The organism is Bifidobacterium olomucense (assembly GCF_012932375.1).
In the GTDB taxonomy this organism is placed as follows: domain Bacteria; phylum Actinomycetota; class Actinomycetes; order Actinomycetales; family Bifidobacteriaceae; genus Bifidobacterium; species Bifidobacterium olomucense.
Window position 1 is genome coordinate 103931 of the sequence record NZ_JAAIIG010000006.1, and the last position, 18056, is coordinate 121986.

Here is an 18056-nt window from a genome sequence, read left to right on the forward strand (position 1 = left end):
GGTATGGGTATGGGTATGGAGAACCCTTATGAAACACACCGTTCCTCGCGAAAATGTACCACTGAGACGAGGGAAGAGAGACATATTCGCGAAAAAGAGATGAAATGAAAGGAGATGAAATGAGGATGCGGAAGACGGCCATCGGTCCGGCGAGGATGCCAAGTCGCAAAGCCCAAGTTGCAAAACCCAAGGCACAAAACCCAAGGCACAAAACCCAAATCGCAAAACCCAAATCGCAAAACCCAAGTTGCAAAACCCAAGGCACAAAACCCTTGGTGCCAGCAGCACCGAGGGTTTTACTCTTACCAGCCGCGGAGGGGCATCACCAGCCCCAGAGGACCATGGATTTGGAGTCGTCGATATACGGGGAGATGCCGTCGGAACGAGAGGTGCCATCGGTGGAGCCGGCACCCGCGCCCGACGCGCCCGACGCGCCAGCGCCAGTCACACCGGAAGCGGTGAAACGGCCGGGAAGTTCTCGAACTTCCCGATGGATGGCATTGCGCCACAGACGAGCACGATTAGAGCGCTGCACCTCTACGATGTTGCCGTCACGACCAGCGGCGAAAACGCTATCCTCGCCAGCCGACTGCATACGCTTGACCTCGCGGCGCAATTGGCGATTCTCCTCTTCGAGCTCCAAAATGCGTGCGATGCCAGAAAGATTGATGCCCTCATCCTGACTCAAACGCTGAGCACGAGCCAATCGGGCGATATCGCGCAAACAATAGCGGCGGGCGCCGCCATCAGTGCGCTGCGGGCGAATCAGCCCCAAACGGTCATATTGACGTAGCGTCTGAGGATGCATATTGGCCAGCTCGGCCGTTTGCCCGACGGTAAAAATAGGCAGTTCGATGTCGAAACCAACCTCGTCGGCTCCGTCCAGATCGGCACGCCCCAAAACGATTGCGGTGGCGCACATGGCGTACAACTGTCGCATCTGATTGGCTCCTCTGGCCATCATGCGCCTCCTATACAAACTGTGAATCTTTGCATCGGCGATCCACTCGAACCGCTGAACATGAACAACGGGATTCCGGCAAACTCACCGCCGCTGGCCAAACCGCTAATAGATAAAATCTAACGGACGGAACACCAACGAACGATTCACTACCAATCCTCCAACAGTCAAGCCAGCAACCAAACCGCTAAGGAACGAACCTTACATACATGAACCAAGCACACTCCAAACGGTCGAGTCAACGACAAGAACCGGCGGACGGACCACCAGCCAAACCGCTACAGGATCAACCTCAAATCCACGAACTGTAATCCACAACGGTCGAACCGACAATAGCTGGAACATCAAATGACCGGACCACTGGCGGACGAGTTGGCGGTCGAGCCGCAACCGCTAAGTCAGCGCGGCCGACCGCCAACACTCAATCCGCCAACACTCGATACGCCAGGACCCGACCGCCAACGCTCAATACGCCAGAACCCAATCCGTCACCGGCTCAGATAGTCGCCGGCTTTGGCGTCGAACTCCTTGGCAACATGCTTGACCGTCAGCCCCGGCTTGGCCGGAACCATAATCTGCACACGGCCGATCAGATCGCCCGCCGCATTGCCATGCTTGACACCCAATCCGGACAGCTTGATCTCCGCGCCCGAACTGGAACCGGCCGGCACCTTGAACGTAACCGGATTGCCGTCGATATCCTTGGCTTCGACCTTGCCGCCGGCCACGGCCTCGCCCACGGTAACAGGCAAGTCCATAACCAGATCATGACCGCGCATCGAGAAAGTCGGATCGTCCTTCACGGTGACATGCAGATACAAGTCACCGGACGCACCGCCATTCAAACCCGGCTTGCCCTTGCCCGACAGCTTGATCTTCTGGCCATCCTTGACGCCGGCGGGCACATGGGCCTTGAACTTCTTGCCGTCCACCGACAGCGACACGGTCGCGCCCTTCACCGCCTGACGCAACGTCAGGCTGATCTTGGAGTTGCGATCCTCGCCACGCTCCGGACGCGGTGCCTCCTCATAACCGTACGAGCCGCCGGGATTGCCATACGCCCCGCCGCCATACTGCGCGCCGGACGGACCACCGGCACCACCGAACATGGAGAAGATGTCGTTGATGTTGGGGCCGCCGTTGCCGCCGGATGTGGAGAAACGAATGCGCGAGCCATTGCCGCCCATGCCGGAGCCCGCCCCGAACATGGAACCGAAAATGTCGGAGAAACCGGAAGCATCAAAACCGCCGGAACCGGAACCGCCGGCGAAGCGAGCGCCGCCCATGCCGAACTGACGGATCGCATCGTACTTCTGGCGATCCTCCTTCTTGCTCAGCACGTCATAAGCTTCCGAGATGTCCTTGAACTTCTCCTCGGCTTCCTTGGTCTTGTTGACGTCCGGATGGTATTTGCGCGCCAGCTTGCGGTACGCTTTCTTGATTTCGTCGTCCGAAGCGTCCTTGGAGACACCAAGGACCTTGTAGAAATCCTTGCTGAGCCATTCGTTCTCAGCCATTCATGTCTCCTTTCGTTATATGTAAAAGTCTGTGTGATTGGTCGGTAACTTCTCAAGAGTTGAAGTGTCGACCGTTAATAATGGAACGTTGTTTCAGCGTGGGGCCGCGGGTTCAGTGCGGTGACCGCGGGGAGTCGGGATATGCGTTGCTCGACACGCTCAAGGCCGTTTGGCCAAGCTTACAGTCGAGCAACGCATATCCCGACTCCCCGCTCTGTGCAATGACCAACGTACGTTGGGCGCAACGCATGCCATCGCCCCACGCTTCACTTGGTGATTAACTTACGTCTGCGTTCGCTACACGTAAGCCCGAAAAACGTTGCGCTCAATGTGTCAGCGAATTTCGGAAAGGCCCTCTTTTTTAAAAGCGGGGATTAGTTTTGCGGGGAGGCCACTACCACTCGGGCGGCGCGGATTACGCGATCGCCGATGCGGTAGCCGGCTTCGACCACGGTATCGACCGTTTCCTTGTCGGCATCCGCGTCCGGCTTGTGCAGGATCGCGTCATGCTTGGTGGGGTCGAATTCCTCGCCCTTTTCGCCGAACTTCTCCACGCCGAACTTCTCGAAGGCCTTGTCGATTTTCGCGGCGACAGCCTTGAACGAGTCGTCCATTTCGCTGTGTTCGCGGATACGATCGATATCGTCCAGAGCCGGCAGCAGCGCGGTCAGCACGTCGATGATGCCATGCTGACGGAAACGCTCCTGCTCGCGGGTGGCGCGATTGCGGTAGTTGATGAACTCCGCACGCTCACGCTGCAGAGCCTCAAGGTATTCAGCGGCTTCCTTCTTGGCCTTGCCCAGCGGGGTCAAGGTGTCGTCGGAAGCGGTGTCGTCGGAAGCATCAGCCGAACCGTCGCCCGCCGGCTTCTCGCCGTCAGCCGCAGACTTCGCAGCGCCGGCATCGGACTTCGCGCCCTCAGCCTTGGCCGAATCGTCAGCCGCGTCAGCCGCGCCAGCCGCGTCAGCCGCCGGCTTCTCGCCAGCACCAGCAGCGCCGGAAGTATCCGAACCGCCCTGAGAGGAGGCCGTGCCGGCCGCAGAGGACTGGGCGTTGGCCAAGTCGTCTGCGTCCGGCAGGTCGTTCAGATAATCGTCCTTATTGAACTCGGACATCACTTGTTGCCCTTGTCGTCATCGTCGTCCACAACCTCGGCCTCGACGGTGTCGTCGTCAGCGGAGGAAGCGGAACCAGCGGAAGCGCCAGCACCAGCAGCGCCAGCCGCACCGGCGGCGCCCTCAGCGCCCTGCTGGGCGTAGAGCACCTGACCGATCTTCTGGGCGGCGGTCATCAGCTCGGTCTGAGCGGTCTTGACCTTCTCGGTGTCCTCGCCCTTCAGGGATTCCTTCAGAGCGTTGACCTTCTCGGTGACTTCCTTGACGATGTCGTCGGAGAGCTTGTCCTTGTTGTCGTTGACGAGCTTCTCGGTGCTGTAGGCGAAGGCCTCGGCCTGGTTACGGGTCTCGGCGTCTTCCTTACGCTTCTTATCCTCAGCCTCGTGAGCCTCGGCTTCCTTGACCATACGATCGATCTCGTCCTTCGGCAGGCCGGAACCACCGGTGATGGTCATGGACTGTTCCTTGCCGGTGCCCTTGTCCTTGGCGGACACGTGCACGATGCCGTTGGCGTCGATGTCGAAGGTGACCTCGATCTGCGGGACGCCACGCGGAGCCGGAGCGATGCCGGTCAGCTCGAAGGTGCCCAGCGGCTTGTTGTCGCGAGCAAACTCACGCTCACCCTGATAGACCTGAATCAGCACGGACGGCTGGTTGTCTTCAGCGGTGGAGAAGACCTCGGAGCGCTTGGTAGGAATAGCTGTGTTGCGGTCGATGAGCTTGGTCATGATGCCGCCCTTGGTCTCGATACCGAGGGAAAGCGGGGTCACATCAATGAGCAGCACGTCCTTGCGGTCGCCCTTGATGACGCCGGACTGCACGGCAGCGCCGACAGCCACAACCTCATCCGGGTTCACGGACTGGTTGGCTTCCTTACCGCCGGTGAGCTCCTTGACGAGCTCCTTGACGGCGGGCATACGGGTGGAACCGCCGACGAGCACCACGTGGTCGATGTCGGACACGGAGATGCCGGCGTCGTGCAGCACGTTGTTGAACGGGGTGCGGCAACGGCCGAGCAGATCGGAGGTCATTTCCTCGAAGTGGGCACGGGTCAGGGTCTCATCCAGATGGACCGGGGTGCCGTCAGGGGTCATGGCCAGATACTGCATGGAAATGCTGGTGGAGGTGGAGGAGGAAAGCTCCTTCTTCGCCTGCTCAGCGGCTTCCTTCAGACGCTGCAGAGCGATCTTGTCCTTGCTCAGGTCAACGCCGTACTTGTTCTTGACTTCGGAGACCAGCCAATCGATGATCTTCTGATCCCAATCGTCGCCGCCGAGGTGGTTATCGCCGTTGGTGGCCTGAACCTGAATGGTGGAGAAGCCGTCCTCATCCTTGCCGATCTCCAGCAGGGAGACATCGAAGGTGCCACCGCCGAGGTCGAAGACCAGGATGCGCTCGTCTTCCTTGCCCTTCTCAAGGCCGTAGGCCAGAGCGGCCGCGGTCGGCTCGTTGATGATACGCAGGACGTTCAGGCCTGCGATCTTGCCGGCGTCCTTGGTGGCCTGACGCTGGGCGTCGTTGAAGTATGCCGGGCAGGTGATCACGGCGTCGGTGACGGGCTCGCCGAGGTAGGCCTCAGCGTCGCGCTTCAGCTTCATCAGGATCTGTGCGGAGATCTCCTGCGGGGTCCACTTCTTGCCGTCGATCTCGACGGTCCAATCAGTGCCCATGTGACGCTTGACAGAAGAAATGGTGCGGTCAACGTTGGTCACAGCCTGACGCTTGGCCACTTCGCCGACGAGAATCTCGCCGGACTTGGAGAATGCCACCACGGACGGCGTGGTGCGGGCACCCTCAGCGTTGACGATAACGGTGGGCTCGCCGCCCTCCAGCGTTGCGATGCAGGAATTCGTAGTACCCAGATCGATACCAACTGCACGTGCCATAATGTGTGCTCCTTTTGTTTGTTATTCGTTCTTACGTTCTTCGCCCAAGTTCCTCGGGAATCCGTTGCGGATTCCTTGGCAGGTTCTCGGACCTTCCAAAACTTGAGCCTACACCACTCAACTTCCCGGACGCAAGTTCTATTCCCAAATTCCCCACAAAAAGTTGAGCGTGTCTCACTCAAGTTTTGCGAACGACTTCCGCACACGACCGGCGGCGACGACCAGCAGTATCGCGCCGGCCAGCACCAGCACCGACAATCCCGCGGAATGATTGGCCTCGTCGATCGCCTCGACCATCTCCTCGTCCATCACGATCTGCGCATGATCCGCAGGTTGCGCACCCACCATCGCCGCCGCGCTGGAGACGAACCAATCCGGGTCGGCCGGGTCGGTCCGCCGGCCGGCAGAAGCACCGCCAGAAACACCGCCCGCACTTCCCGAACGCTCCGCGCCCACGTGGATGGCGACCGCCGAACCGGCAGGCAACGTGGCCTCGAACGTGCCGTCCGACCTGACGGAAACCGCGGCGGAACAGTCGCCTGTGGCGTACACGTTGCAGTACACGCCGGCCGGCAGCGAAGTCGCGAACGTACGTGTGACCGATTCGTCGCTGTTGTTGATCGCCAGATACCCCACGCCTGAGCCGGCCTTGCCCGCCGCGGCCCGATCGCCGGCAGCCGCACCGTCAGAGCCGTCAGCATCACCGGAATCATCCGCAACCGCACCTCGCCCGAAACCGACCACGTTTTCGCCGTATTCCGCCCAATCCGTGACTTCGCTGCCGGCAACCGCGTTGTGGAAGCCGATCATGCCGCGGATGGCGGTCCAGCGTTGCGCACACTGCCAAGTCCCGCTTGACTCAGTATTTCGCGCGACGTTTCGCTTCGCTCCCGACTCACCGCCCGACTCACCGCTCGACTCAGCAGCGTTCGCCGCATCACCCGAAACGTCGTCGCCCGACTCGTCGCCCGCCGGACAAGTCATATCCGGCACCGCATTATCGGTAGCTCCGGGCGCACCGTCGTCGGCATCCGCAAAGTAATAACCGGAATAAACGTGCGGCTGACCGTACCCGTACGCCAACAGGAAGGCATTGGCCAACAGATATTTCGCACCGTCCTTATAGGTCAGTGCGCTGCCGTTACGTTCGGTATCCCAGTTCGTCACCCATACGGCGGCCTTGTCGGACGGCACCCAACTTGCGCTGGCCCCAATGCCTCCCAAGCCGAAGCTGGCGGAATTGATGTCATTATCGAACGCCTGCTTGAGCCGTGCGTTGACGTTGAATTCGGAGACTTTGCCGGTGGCGAGGTATTGCGCGGGCTGGATTTCCCTGGCTTCCGCAGAGTTGCCGATCACCTCCTGCTCGAAGAACATGCTGTCCGCCGCACGGCCGGACTTGGCCGCCAGTCTGGCCTTGATGGCCGCAACGTCTGCGGCGGCGATGTGTTTGACGGCGTCCACGCGGAAGCCGGCCACGCCCATGTCCAGCAACGCGGACATATAGTCGGCAAGCTTGTTCTGCACGTACTCCTGACTGGTGTCGAGATCCTGCAGCCCGGAAAGACGGCAGTTCTGCACGTTGCTCGCGTTGCGATAGTTGCTGACGTTGTCGACGCAGCTGTGGAAATTGGCGGCGGTGTACGGCACTTCGGGGAAGTTACCCTCACCGTCGAACTGGCTGCCGGCCACGCCGGTACCGGAACGGTCCGCGCCGGCCATGTGATTGATGACTGCGTCCGCTATGACGCCCACGCCGGCCGCTTTGCATGTTGCGATCATGGCTTTGAACTCGGCTTCGGTACCGAGCTTGGAGTCGAGCCGATAGCTGACCGGCTGGTAGGAGGTCCACCATTGCTTGCCGGTGATGGTCTCTTGCGGCGGGGAGACCTGCACGTAACCCACGCCTTCCGGACCGTACGTTTCGGCGCATTCGCGCGCCACGGAATTCCAGTTGGTCTGGAAAGCGATGACGATCACGTCGCTGCCGGGTTCGGATTCGTCAGCAGCGGCGAGCGGGACCGTGGAACCCAGCAACGTCGCGCCCGCGCCGGTCGCACCTAAGTCCGCTGCACCGGCCGAGCCAAACGCCAGCGCGCCCGCCGCAATCGCCGCCGCGAACCTGCGCAACATCCTACGCAACTTCCCACCTGACGCTCGACGCAACTTCCCGGACGACACCTCAGGTAGTCCTGCGAACAGCCTCCCGCACGACGACCTGCGCAACTTCCTGATCGACGCCCCACGGAAAATCCCACGCCGCGTCTCACCGACCCGACGCACTCCGCCGACCCGCAACGTTCCGTCAAATCGTCGCATCACCGCACCCCCTACTCACCATCGAGTAACCCCGTCGCCAATAGCATACGTTCGCAACGGGTAACTATCGCAAGAATATCATGATTGAAGCCGCCATTAATCCGACGTTTCGCTAACGTTTGCAGTGTACAATGGTATAAGTTGACAGCACAACGACGTATTATCACGACAGTTCAACCATCACGGGACGATGACCGACTGTCTCATCAACTGAGGAGGGCACATGGGCAAGGCAGATATCTACGAAGTAGCAAAGGCCGCCGGCGTATCCATCTCCACAGTCTCACGCGCGTTCACCCGACCGGACCTGGTTTCGGACAAAACCCGTCGCAAGGTGTTGGACATCGCCGACAAACTCGACTTCAACATCTCCCGCTCGGCCACAGCCCTGAAGTCCGGCCGCACCAACCGCGTGGCGCTGCTGATGAACGAGGAGATCACCAGCTGGTTCAATACGCAAACGTTCGCCGGCATCGAATCGGTGATGCATCCGGCCGGGTACGACATTTCGCTGTTCCAGCACATCGACACCGAAGAGAACCGTCATGAGTTCTTCACCGAGCTGCCGATCCGCCGCAACGTGGACGCCGTGTTCGCAGCGTCGTTCGCCATCGACCCGCACGAGGCGGAGCAGCTCAAGCGACTCCACGTACCGATCGTCGGTATCAACACCCCGTCCGAGGCCGGCTTCGACGCCTCCATCAGCATCGATGACGAGCGCGGCATGTACACCGCCACCCAGCACCTGATCAACCTCGGACATAAGCACATCGTGTACCCGTGCTCGGAGGCGGCACTGCTGAACTCCTCGATCGACGCCCGTACGCGCGGCTTCATCCAGGCTTGCAAGGACAACGAGCACAAGCACGATCTCAACTGGCAGGTGCTGTCCGTGCCGCGCGGTCCGGCGTTCGCCGATTCCGCGCTGTCCGCACTGCTGGCGCTGGAGGAATTCCCGGACGCGATCTGCTGCCAGATGGATATGATGGCGATTCCGCTGGTGCTCAAGCTGGAACGTTACGGTCACCGCACGCCGCGCGATTACTCGATTGTGGGCTTTGACGACAGCCCCTACGCCGACACCATCAACCTGACCACCATGAAGCAGGATCCGTATGCGATGGGCAAGATCGCGGCCACCAAGGCGCTGAAGCTCATCGACGGCAAGCCGCTCGACAACCAGCACGAAGTGGTGGAGGCGCAGCTGGTGCCGCGCAGCACCGATATGCCGTTCGGCGATATGGCAGCGTAAAGCTTTCACGAGGGCAGGGAAACGGTCTGCGAGCAATGTGATTTCACATGGTTCGCAGGCCGTTTTCTCATTGGGGACAATCCGGTGCCGCCTCCTCGCGATACCGTCAGGACCACGCATACACCAGCAACGGACTGGGTCCCACCGCGGCGGCACCCCACCTGCCGATCGGCGACTTGGTCGGCATGACCGGCAGCGCGCTAATAATCACACGCAACGTCAACCCATCACCGAAATACAATTCAAAAGCCTCGTCCTCACACCACGAACTCCAATCCGGACGCCAAACATCCAACTTTTCGTCCGCACCCCGTGATTCGTGGTTTACCCCGGCTGAGGTGGTGATGCAGGTGCTGAATTCGGGGGCGGCATCCTCGGATGAGCAGGAGTCGGCGGGTCTTGGCGGGGGTCATGGGGCAACCGTGGAACAACTGTGGGGCGAACTCAGCTACGAGGGGCAGGTACACCGGTGGCGCAGAAGCCTATCTGCGTTACAAGGGGCTGCACTGGAGCAAAAACACCCCTATTCGGCCTCCATGCCAACGCTGTTCCGCCATTCCGCCGGCGAAGCTACTTGGGAATCAGCCCCTTGTAACGCAGATAGGTATTTCGGACAGCGGGAATCAGCCCCTTGTAATGCAGATAGACCTTCCCATAACGGGAATCCACCCCGTAAGCGGGAAAGAAAGACCCGGGGCCGCCGCAAATCCGCACGAATGAACGCCCTGAACGGCATCACGCCACGACGCGCAAGACACCAGTAGGCCCAACGTCAAGTTCAAGACTCACGTTGCCTTGCTTCCTTACCCACCTCGGCGAACTACAGCAGGGCTCCGATGAGGAGCATGACCGGGTAGAGCGCGTAAAACACCCACTTGGTCCAGGAATGCTTATATCCGAGCTCCCCGTTGCGGTAGTGCAGGAACGCCACGCCGACGCCCGGCGTGATGCACATGACCGCACCCAGCAGCCCGGCGGTGAACATCATCGTGTTTTCGCGGGGAGCCAGGAAGTAGAAGATCAGCACGAAGGCGAGGGTCACCGCACCCGTGTACATCACGCGCTGGCTTACGCCGACGCGCATAATAAGATTCCACAGCAAGCCGGCCACGATCACGGCGACGGTGAGCAGCCAGCGCACGACCCCGGAATAATGCTTAGCGAGCCAATCGATGGCCATGAGCACCAGCAGTGCAAGGACCAAGCCCCACACCGGATTGCTGACCCAGAACGACGCAGCTGAGCCGCCGGACGAGCCTGACGAGCCAGTCGCGATGCTGAACGGCACTCCCCAATCGCCGGTCATGATCTTGCCGTACGGGATACCGGCCAGCGCGGCGAGAATAAACAGCCCCGCCCAATACCGCCCGACGTTGCGCGTATGACGCCAGCCGTCGAACAGCAGCCAAGCGTAGATCGGCACCGCGCACCACGAGGCGATCTCGCAGATCACGGCCACGGTCAGGCCGGTCATATTGTCGGCGGACGGCTCGCCGAACAGCATGGGCACGAGCGTGGTGGAGGCTATGGAAAGCGCCATGAAGACCGCGCCGATCACCTTGAGCCGGAACACGGACAGGCCCTTATGACGGCGATCGCGGCCGGTAGCCTTGCGTTGGCGGGCCATTTCGATTTCGTTCATGGATGCTCCTTTGTTGCTCGGCGCTCGGCTCCTCCGTCCTGTTGAAGGATGCAGTTTGCGTGCCGCTCCCCTCAGTCTCGCTTCGCGAGCCAGCTCCCCTCAGGGAGGGGAGCCGAATAATTCGTTTACTGCACTCCGAGGAATCGTTTGATTCCAGCATAATCAGCGCCGGTTAAGGACAACACGGCATCCTTGCAGACGTCTGGATCGTCCGGCGGAGAGATGGCGGTGCGCAGGTAGATGCCGTCGATGCCGGCCGCACGGGCGCCGGCGATGTCCGAGACGGAATCGTTGCCGACCATCACCACCTGATCCGGCCGCAATCCCTCGCGGGCCAACGCACGACGGAAGATGTCCGGCGACGGCTTGCGAACGCCCTCTTCACTGGAGATCAGGATGCGATCGAACGCATCGTCAAGTCCCAGCAGCCCCAGTTCGGGCCGGGTGTAGCAGGATTGCGCGTTGCTGACGAGTACTACGCGCAATCCCGCGGCTTGCAATCGGCCCAGCAGTTCCAGCGCACTTGGGTACAGGCGCAACAGACTGGTGCTGGCGCGGCGGAACGTCCACGCAAGACGGCCAGCGACCGATACGTCCGCCATGCCGTCCGCCGTGTCACCCGCCACACCGCCTGGCATGCCGGCCGCACCGCCGGCTTGACGTGTCAAGCGCAACGCCGAACGCGACGCCACACGCGCAGTCAGCCCCTGATACACCGGCAGCAGATCGGGTTCGCCCCATTCGCCGTGCGCATTCTCGGCCGCGGCCCGAACCGGAGCGGCAAGCGTCTCGAATCGCTCACGCAACGCTTCGTTCGAGGAGTAGAGCGCGCCGCATTCGATCGCCAAGGCATCGCATAAGGCCGTCCAAGCTCTCTCCGACGATTCGTCCGTGCGAATATCGACCAACGTGCCGTACAGGTCGAAGAATACGGCGGAATAGTGAGGCATGGGATTCCTTTCATAATGCATGAAGAGGTCTCACGGCCTCATCGAACCATCGAACCAGCACCAGCACCAGCACTACCGCGAGCGCCGCCACACGGTGAAGCTGTAAGGCGGCAACGGCAACTGACGATCCTCAACGCCAGCGGGGGCGGCATCGGGTTCGGAGCAGTACATAAGCTGCCAATCGTCGGGCGCGATTTTGGACACCTCGTCGTACGGCCCGGGCATTTCCAGCTGTACCGCGGCTTGCGCACGCGTCTCGCCGGTGGGGTTGATGGCCACGCAATCGTCGCCCACGCGGAACACCACCACCTCGTCTTCGCGGGGCACGATCATGCGCGCGCCGCCGAAGTACGCCGGATTGCCTTGGCGCAAGCGGATCAACGCCGCGTAATGGTCCACCAGAGAGCTCAGCCGCTGCGCGCGACGCCAGTCGAGCTGATTCAGCTCCACAGGGCTGCGGAACGAATCGGAGACGCCATGCTTGGTGCGCGCGAACTCCTCGCCGCTCAGCAGGAACGGCACACCGGCCGCGGCGAACACGATGCCGGCCGCCAGCCGATTCGCACGCATCAGATCTTCGCAGCGCTCGCCTTCGGCCGCATAGTCGGCCTCGACCGGCAGCGGGCGCATCGTGGCGCACAGCTTGTCCCACAAGGTCAAATCGTCGTGCGCGGACACGTACTGGATGAGCTGGCCCACGGCCGCGGTGCCGCTTAAGGTGCCGCGCCAGCCGTCCTCGGCATGGCGGATGTCGTCCGCATAATCGGCGGCCGCACCGGTCAGGTAGCCGGGCACCTTCTGGTAGAACACGTGACCGCGCACCGCGTCTCGCGTGGAGTCGCAGAACATACCGATGCGCGGACTCAGGTACGGCATACCGCGCTTGTCCGCCAGAATCGTGCCTTTGACCAGCGCAGTTTCGCGGGCGGCCCACGGCTCGCCATGCATCAGAATCGACGCACCGCCCGGCAGCTGGTCGAGCGCGGAGCGCACCGCGTTCATGGTGTCCACGTCGATCAGGCCCATGAGATCGAAGCGGAAGCTGTCGATATGGTATTCGCGCGCCCAGTAGGTCACGGAATCCACGATGTATTTGCGCATCATCGGATGTTCGGTGGCCACATCGTTCGTGCAGGCCGAACCGTCGGCGAAGCTGCCGTCCTCGCGCCGGCGCAGCGCGTAGCCGGGAATCATGCGCTCGAACCAGTTGTCGGTGGAGAACATGTGGTTGTAGACCACGTCCATGATCACCTTGATGCCGGCCTTGTGCAGGGCTTGAATCATCTGCTTGCATTCGCGGATGCGCACTTCGCCGTCGAACGGATCGGTGCTATACGAACCTTCCGGAACGTTGTAGTTGACCGGATCGTACCCCCAGTTGAAGCCGTGGCGGGGATCGTCGCGGGAGAGGGATTCGTCGATGGAACCGTAGTCGTAGAACGGCATGATCTGCACGGCGGTGACGCCGAGACGCTTGAGATAGGCCACGCAGGTCGGGAATTCGCCGTCGCCGTCCACGCTGGTGTTCGGGTAGGTGAAGGCCAGGTAAGTGCCGCGATGTTCGAACGGGACGCCGCTGTGCGGGTCGTTGCTGAAGTCGCCGATGTGGGTTTCCCAGATGACCAGATCATGACTGGGGATGTGCGGGCGGCGGTCCTCGGCCCAGCCTTTCGGGTCCGTAAGACGCAAGTCCACAACCATGCTGCGGCGGCCGTTCACGCCGGCAGCGCGGGCCCACGGGTCGGCGGTACGGTGTTCGGTGCCGTCCGGGAACCGCACGATGTAGTCGTAGTAGACGCCATGGCCGACGCCGTCGCAACGGACGAGCCACGTACCGGCCGCGCCGGGAGTGAGCTCATAGGTGGCGAACGGAGTGGCGATACCCGAGTCGGCATCGGCGGGCGCATCGGCTCCCACCAACGCCTCGGCATCGTTCACCACGGCCTCCTCGTTGGAGGAACCGGTTTTGAACAGTCGCAAGGTGACGCCGCTGGCCGTAGGCGCCCAGACACGGAACGTGGTGCCTTTGGCATCCGGCACCGCGCCGAGGTCGCCATCCGTATACACGGGGTAGTCGGGGCACGGCAACGCCGGCTCTGCCGGGGTCCAATCGGCGACTGCCATCGAAGCAGGTTGCGGCACGGGAAGCTCCTTTGTTGATGTATATACGAATGGCTCCCGAATGCGGCGGGAGCCATTCAGTTATGTATGTGTGTCAGGTGCGGCAAGAACGGACCTCGCTCAGGCTGACGCTACGGGAAGCCCACCGGGCTTCCTGCTTAACGGCTCGCCTTCGGCCCAGCAATTACGGACTCGCCTTCGGCGAGACTCAATCCGACCTTCGCTCGGCTATCGCCTCGCTCAGGCTGACGCTACGGGAAGTCCACCGGACTTCCCGCTTAACGCGTCAGCCTTTAACAGACCCCGACATCGACTCCTGGTAGAAGCGCTGCATGACGATGAACAGGACGGCGATCGGGATGGAGATCACCACGGCTGCGGCGGCGAAGCGCGCGTACCAGTTCTGGATGTACTCCTTGTCGAGCATGAGCCACAAGCCAAGCGCGACCGTGTAGTTGGACTGCGTACGGCAGATCACCTTGGCCATCACGAAGTCGAGCCACGGGGTCAGGAAGCCGATGATGGCCTGATAGACGATCATGGGCTTGCAGATCGGGATGATGATCTTGTAGAACACCTGCAAACGGGTGCATCCGTCAAGCATCGCGGCCTCGTCGAGCGAGGTCGGGATGGTGTCCATATAGCCCTTCATCACGTAGAAACCAGCGCCGGAGCCGGCCGAATAGACCAGAATCAGGGCGATCGTGGTCAGGCCTTCACCGGTCAGACCCACAGCCTTGAGGATGAAGTAGATGGCGGAGACGGCCATGATGCCCGGGAACATGCCGAGGATCAGCACCACGTTCATGAACGTACGGCGCGTGCGGAAGCGCAGACGGCTCATGCAGTAGGCCACCGAGAGCACGAAGAACATGGAGATCAGGCACACGAAGACGGCCACAATGAACGTGTTCATGAACATCTTCGGGAAGTTCAGCACGGACCGGTCGGTGAACAGCGCTATGTAGTTGTCCAGCGAGAACTCGGTCGGGAAGAACGTCTTCGTGTACGGGGCGGTGTTCTTGTTGAAGCTTTCGGCGAACACCCAGACGATCGGCACGAGCCAGATCACGGCCATGACGGCGAGGAACAGGTGCGAAAGCACGTCTCCCAGAATGCGACGCTTCTTCGCATCGTGCATGAGGCTGTGCGATTCAGCCTTCTGAATGCTGTGGTTGCTCATCAGCGGAACGCCTCCTCATTCTTGTAGGAACCGGAATTGCGGTAGGTGATCAGCGACACCACCGCGAGCACGATGAACGTCATGATGCCGATGACGGCACCGAGGTTGTAGTCGTTCTTATCGACCGTCAGCTTGTACAGCCAGGTGATCAGCAAGTCGGTCTTGCCGGCGGATGAACCGACCGGCGTCGGATTGCCGGCGGACAGCAGGTAGATCACGTTGAAGTTGTTCACGTTGCCGGTGAACGTGGTGATCAGGTACGGGGTGAGCACGAAGATGATGTACGGCATCGTGATCTTGGTGAAGATCTGCCACCAGTTCGCGCCGTCGATCTTGGCCGCCTCGTACAGGTCGGCCGGAATGTTCTGCAGAATACCGGTGATCTGCATAATCGTGTACGGAATACCGACCCACAGGTTGATGATGATCACGGTGACGCGCGCCCACGTGGCGTTCGTGAAAAACGGCAGTGCGGAATCGATCCAACCCCACTCCATCAGCAGTCGGTTGATGGCACCGGTGGGCTGCAGCATCGTACGCATGACCAGCAGGGAGACGAACTGCGGCACGGCGATGGACATCGAGAAGCACGCACGCCAGAATCCCTTGAATCGGGTGGTTCTGCGGTTGATAATCATCGCGAAGAACATGCCGAGGAAGAAGTTCAGGAAGGTGGCGAAGAACGCCCAGACCAGCGTCCACACCAGCACGGACATGAACAGTCCGGCGTTGACGGTGCCGCCCTTGTTGGAGAAGACTTCAGCGAAGTTCTTGAAACCGACCCAGTCGAACAGGGTCAGGTTCTTGTGATCGTAGCTGGTGAAGGCCATCGAGATCATGAAGATCAACGGCAGCACGGTGAACACCAGAATGCCGAGGGTGGGCAGGAACATGAGCAGCTGATTGGCCTTCTGGTCGGTCAGTGCGCGGAAATCGTCCGCAACGCTCGGCGCCTTGCCCTCGTCGCGCATCAGGCATTCGGCCTTGTACGCGGTTTTCAGGGAGATGGTCCACAGGTAGACGAACAGCACGCACACCACCAATGTGCACACACCGTAGAGCAGGATGATGACGGAGTTGTCGCCGGCGATGTAGACCCAGAAGCCATCCACCAGCTGCTTGCCCTGCTTCTGCGTGCCCAGGCTGGGCAGTTTGCTCAGGTAGCTCGCGCCGTTCGTGATCATGAACGCGATGAACGCGATTTCGAGCGCCAGCAGCGCGACGCCTTTGACATACTGCTTGCGAACGATGTTGCCGAGGCCGAAGACGACCGCGGACAGCTTGGTGAAAACGTCGCCGTTGGTCAGCGCGGCCTTCACCGAATATGGAGAAGGAGCCACGTAATCGGCGCCCATTTTCTTGCGGAGCCTCATCTCCCGCCGGGAAAGGGTTGCTGTGCTCATCGCACCCTACCGCCTCTCACAATAACGATTGCTAATTGGTACATTCCCCCATCATCGCTCTTGGCGGCTCCGTCGCCGGTATGGTACACGCGATTCCCGCTAAACCCACGGAGAGCTCGGGCATCGCTTGCACGTCGCCCGAGCTCTGCCTGGCAATGAAGGAGGAGAAACAAGAAGATGAAACCACTGATAAGTGCTGGGGATTGCGGGCGGATGCGCGGTTTCCCATCATCCGCCCGCAACTGGCGTACCTTTGACGGACCTCCAGCACAGTGCCTTTCGGCTGTTCAGTTATGTGTTCAGTTTTTCGATATTCAGTTTTGTTGAGTTGTTGGTTTGAGTTGTTGGGTTGGGAAAGTTGCGTTGGGCGACACGAAGGAGTTAGGGGGTATACGTATCGCCCAAGTGTTTGATTATCGATGTTTGACCATCGAAAGGTCACTCAGCGTACTTGCCGACCTGGTTGACCCAAGCGTCAGTCTTCTCCTGAGCGTTGTCAGCAGTGACTTCCTTGTTGACCAGAGCCTTGCCGAACGTTTCGGCCGGGGTCCACCAGTCGTTCATGCCGGACAGGCCGGACTGGACGATGGCGGTGTTGGCCATGGTGTCGGACTGGGCCTTGGCGGCCAGATCGTCGGCGGTCAGGTCGGCGAGGGACTTGTCGGACGGCGGAATCTGACGCAGCTCGTAGTGCAGCTTCTGGGATTCGGTGGAGCCGAGGTAGGCAGCGAACTGTGCGGCGACCTTCGGGTTCTTGGCGTTCGGGTTGTACGCGGCGGCCTTGGTGGCGGCGAAGGACTTCATCTGCTTGGTCTGGCCGTTGACGGTGAAGGTCGGCAGCTGGGCAGCGGCGTAGTTGTCACCCAGGGCTTTCTTGATGGTGGCGGCGTCCCAAGTGCCGGAGAAGTAGGCCTTGACGGTGCCCGCCTGCAGTTCGGACAGGCCGGAGTTATCGGCGGAGTCATGGAAGTTCGGGTTGGCGACGAGGCCGGCCAGGTACTTGGTGATGTCCACGGAATCCTTCGGGAAGACCATGCCGGCGTCAGCATCGTTGCCCTTCTCGCCGAAGAGGGTCAGGCCGGAGTAGAAGCCGCCGATGTACCAGGAGTTGGACAGCGGGAAGGCGACAGGGGCCTTGGCAACCATGGCGTCGAGGCTCTTGACGTCGTCCTCGGAGAATGCGGACTTGTCGTAGTACATGAACCACGTGTTGCCGGTGTAGGGCACGCCGTACAGGTTGCCGTCGGAACCGGTGACGGAGTTGATTTCCGTATCGTTGTTCTGCTTCTTGACCTGAGCGGCGGCGTCGGTACCGAGCTGGCCGATGGCACCGGCGTCAAGAAGGGTGCCGAGCTGATCGGAAGCGAACATGTAGACGTCGGCGGCGGAAGCCGGATCGGTCTGCACGGTCTTGGAGGCGTCACCCTCGGAGACGACGTCGTTCTTCCACGTGATCTTGTACTCCGGGTGGGCCTTCTCGAAGTTGGCCTCAACCTGGGACAGCCAGGAGTTGTCGCCGTCCTGATCCTCCTGCGGAGCCCAGACCTTCAGGGTTACGGCCCCACCTTCGGAGGAGGAGGCAGCGCCCTTGGAGGAGTCGGAGCCACCGCACGCGGCGAGCGGCAGCAGCATGGCGGCTGCAGCAGTGAGGCCGATGGCCTTCTTCCAGTTGATCATCATTGATCGATCCTTTCTCTTTCCTTGGCC

At 61.0% G+C, this 18056-nt stretch carries 13 protein-coding genes; 1 reads left to right on the plus strand and 12 read right to left on the minus strand.

Annotated elements, in window-relative coordinates:
• Positions 1 to 322: 322 nt before the first annotated feature.
• The 5 genes from G1C97_RS07745 to G1C97_RS12300 all read right to left on the minus strand — a co-directional run bounded on the left by G1C97_RS07745 (position 323) and on the right by G1C97_RS12300 (position 7612).
• The gene (locus G1C97_RS07745; RefSeq protein ID WP_169241319.1) at positions 323 to 961 is read right to left on the minus strand and encodes a heat shock protein transcriptional repressor HspR; all 639 of its coding nucleotides are present in this window, start codon (positions 959 to 961) and stop codon (positions 323 to 325) included.
• A 488-nt stretch (positions 962 to 1449) separates the two neighbouring features.
• A complete protein-coding gene (locus tag G1C97_RS07750; RefSeq protein WP_169241269.1) occupies positions 1450 to 2478 on the minus strand; it encodes a DnaJ C-terminal domain-containing protein in 1029 nt (342 codons plus the stop codon).
• Positions 2479 to 2852: 374 nt separating this feature from the next.
• Entirely contained in the window at positions 2853 to 3593 is a 741-nt protein-coding gene (grpE, locus tag G1C97_RS07755) for a nucleotide exchange factor GrpE (RefSeq protein WP_169241270.1), read from the minus strand.
• On the minus strand, positions 3593 to 5479 hold the full coding sequence (gene dnaK / locus G1C97_RS07760) for a molecular chaperone DnaK (RefSeq protein ID WP_169241271.1): 1887 nt from the start codon (positions 5477 to 5479) through the stop codon (positions 3593 to 3595). The genes grpE and dnaK overlap by 1 nt, the downstream gene beginning before the upstream one ends.
• 174 nt (positions 5480 to 5653) lie before the next feature.
• Complete coding sequence (locus G1C97_RS12300; protein WP_240951066.1) at positions 5654 to 7612, minus strand: alpha-amylase; 1959 nt, start codon at positions 7610 to 7612, stop codon at positions 5654 to 5656.
• 409 nt (positions 7613 to 8021) lie between these two features.
• On the opposite strand from G1C97_RS12300, the gene G1C97_RS07775 reads away from it, so the two are divergent.
• Positions 8022 to 9050, plus strand: a complete 1029-nt coding sequence (locus G1C97_RS07775; protein ID WP_169241272.1) for a LacI family DNA-binding transcriptional regulator — start codon at positions 8022 to 8024, stop codon at positions 9048 to 9050.
• Positions 9051 to 9156: 106 nt separating this feature from the next.
• Here G1C97_RS07775 and G1C97_RS07780 read toward each other — a convergent pair whose 3' ends face one another.
• The 7 genes from G1C97_RS07780 to G1C97_RS07810 form a co-directional block, all read right to left on the minus strand.
• Entirely contained in the window at positions 9157 to 9345 is a 189-nt protein-coding gene (locus tag G1C97_RS07780; RefSeq protein ID WP_169241273.1) for a hypothetical protein, read from the minus strand.
• A 525-nt stretch (positions 9346 to 9870) separates the two neighbouring features.
• Positions 9871 to 10692, minus strand: coding sequence for a TraX family protein (locus G1C97_RS07785; RefSeq protein WP_169241274.1), 822 nt, complete (start codon positions 10690 to 10692; stop codon positions 9871 to 9873).
• A 125-nt stretch (positions 10693 to 10817) separates the two neighbouring features.
• Positions 10818 to 11642: an HAD family hydrolase gene (locus G1C97_RS07790; RefSeq protein WP_169241275.1), complete on the minus strand. Its 825-nt coding sequence runs from the start codon at positions 11640 to 11642 to the stop codon at positions 10818 to 10820.
• 72 nt (positions 11643 to 11714) lie between these two features.
• Positions 11715 to 13784, minus strand: a complete 2070-nt coding sequence (gene pulA, locus G1C97_RS07795) for a type I pullulanase (protein ID WP_335341351.1) — start codon at positions 13782 to 13784, stop codon at positions 11715 to 11717.
• Between the two features lie 265 nt (positions 13785 to 14049).
• Positions 14050 to 14946, minus strand: coding sequence for a sugar ABC transporter permease (locus G1C97_RS07800; protein WP_169241276.1), 897 nt, complete (start codon positions 14944 to 14946; stop codon positions 14050 to 14052).
• Positions 14946 to 16319 (minus strand): carbohydrate ABC transporter permease, encoded by a 1374-nt coding sequence (locus tag G1C97_RS07805; protein ID WP_169241322.1) that lies wholly within the window; start codon positions 16317 to 16319, stop codon positions 14946 to 14948. Before G1C97_RS07805 ends, G1C97_RS07800 begins: the two co-directional genes overlap by 1 nt.
• Before the next feature lie 468 nt (positions 16320 to 16787).
• Entirely contained in the window at positions 16788 to 18029 is a 1242-nt protein-coding gene (locus G1C97_RS07810) for an extracellular solute-binding protein (RefSeq protein WP_169241277.1), read from the minus strand.
• Positions 18030 to 18056: the final 27 nt, after the last annotated feature.

Coding starts and splice junctions, on each gene's coding strand:
- G1C97_RS07745 (WP_169241319.1), bottom strand. CDS start 961: ATGGCCAGAGGAGCCAATCAGATGCGACAGTTGTACGCCATGTGCGCC.
- G1C97_RS07750 (WP_169241269.1), bottom strand. CDS start 2,478: ATGGCTGAGAACGAATGGCTCAGCAAGGATTTCTACAAGGTCCTTGGT.
- grpE (WP_169241270.1), bottom strand. CDS start 3,593: ATGTCCGAGTTCAATAAGGACGATTATCTGAACGACCTGCCGGACGCA.
- dnaK (WP_169241271.1), bottom strand. CDS start 5,479: ATGGCACGTGCAGTTGGTATCGATCTGGGTACTACGAATTCCTGCATC.
- G1C97_RS12300 (WP_240951066.1), bottom strand. CDS start 7,612: ATGTTGCGCAGGTTCGCGGCGGCGATTGCGGCGGGCGCGCTGGCGTTT.
- G1C97_RS07775 (WP_169241272.1), top strand. CDS start 8,022: ATGGGCAAGGCAGATATCTACGAAGTAGCAAAGGCCGCCGGCGTATCC.
- G1C97_RS07785 (WP_169241274.1), bottom strand. CDS start 10,692: ATGAACGAAATCGAAATGGCCCGCCAACGCAAGGCTACCGGCCGCGAT.
- G1C97_RS07790 (WP_169241275.1), bottom strand. CDS start 11,642: ATGCCTCACTATTCCGCCGTATTCTTCGACCTGTACGGCACGTTGGTC.
- G1C97_RS07800 (WP_169241276.1), bottom strand. CDS start 14,946: ATGAGCAACCACAGCATTCAGAAGGCTGAATCGCACAGCCTCATGCAC.
- G1C97_RS07805 (WP_169241322.1), bottom strand. CDS start 16,319: ATGAGGCTCCGCAAGAAAATGGGCGCCGATTACGTGGCTCCTTCTCCA.
- G1C97_RS07810 (WP_169241277.1), bottom strand. CDS start 18,029: ATGATGATCAACTGGAAGAAGGCCATCGGCCTCACTGCTGCAGCCGCC.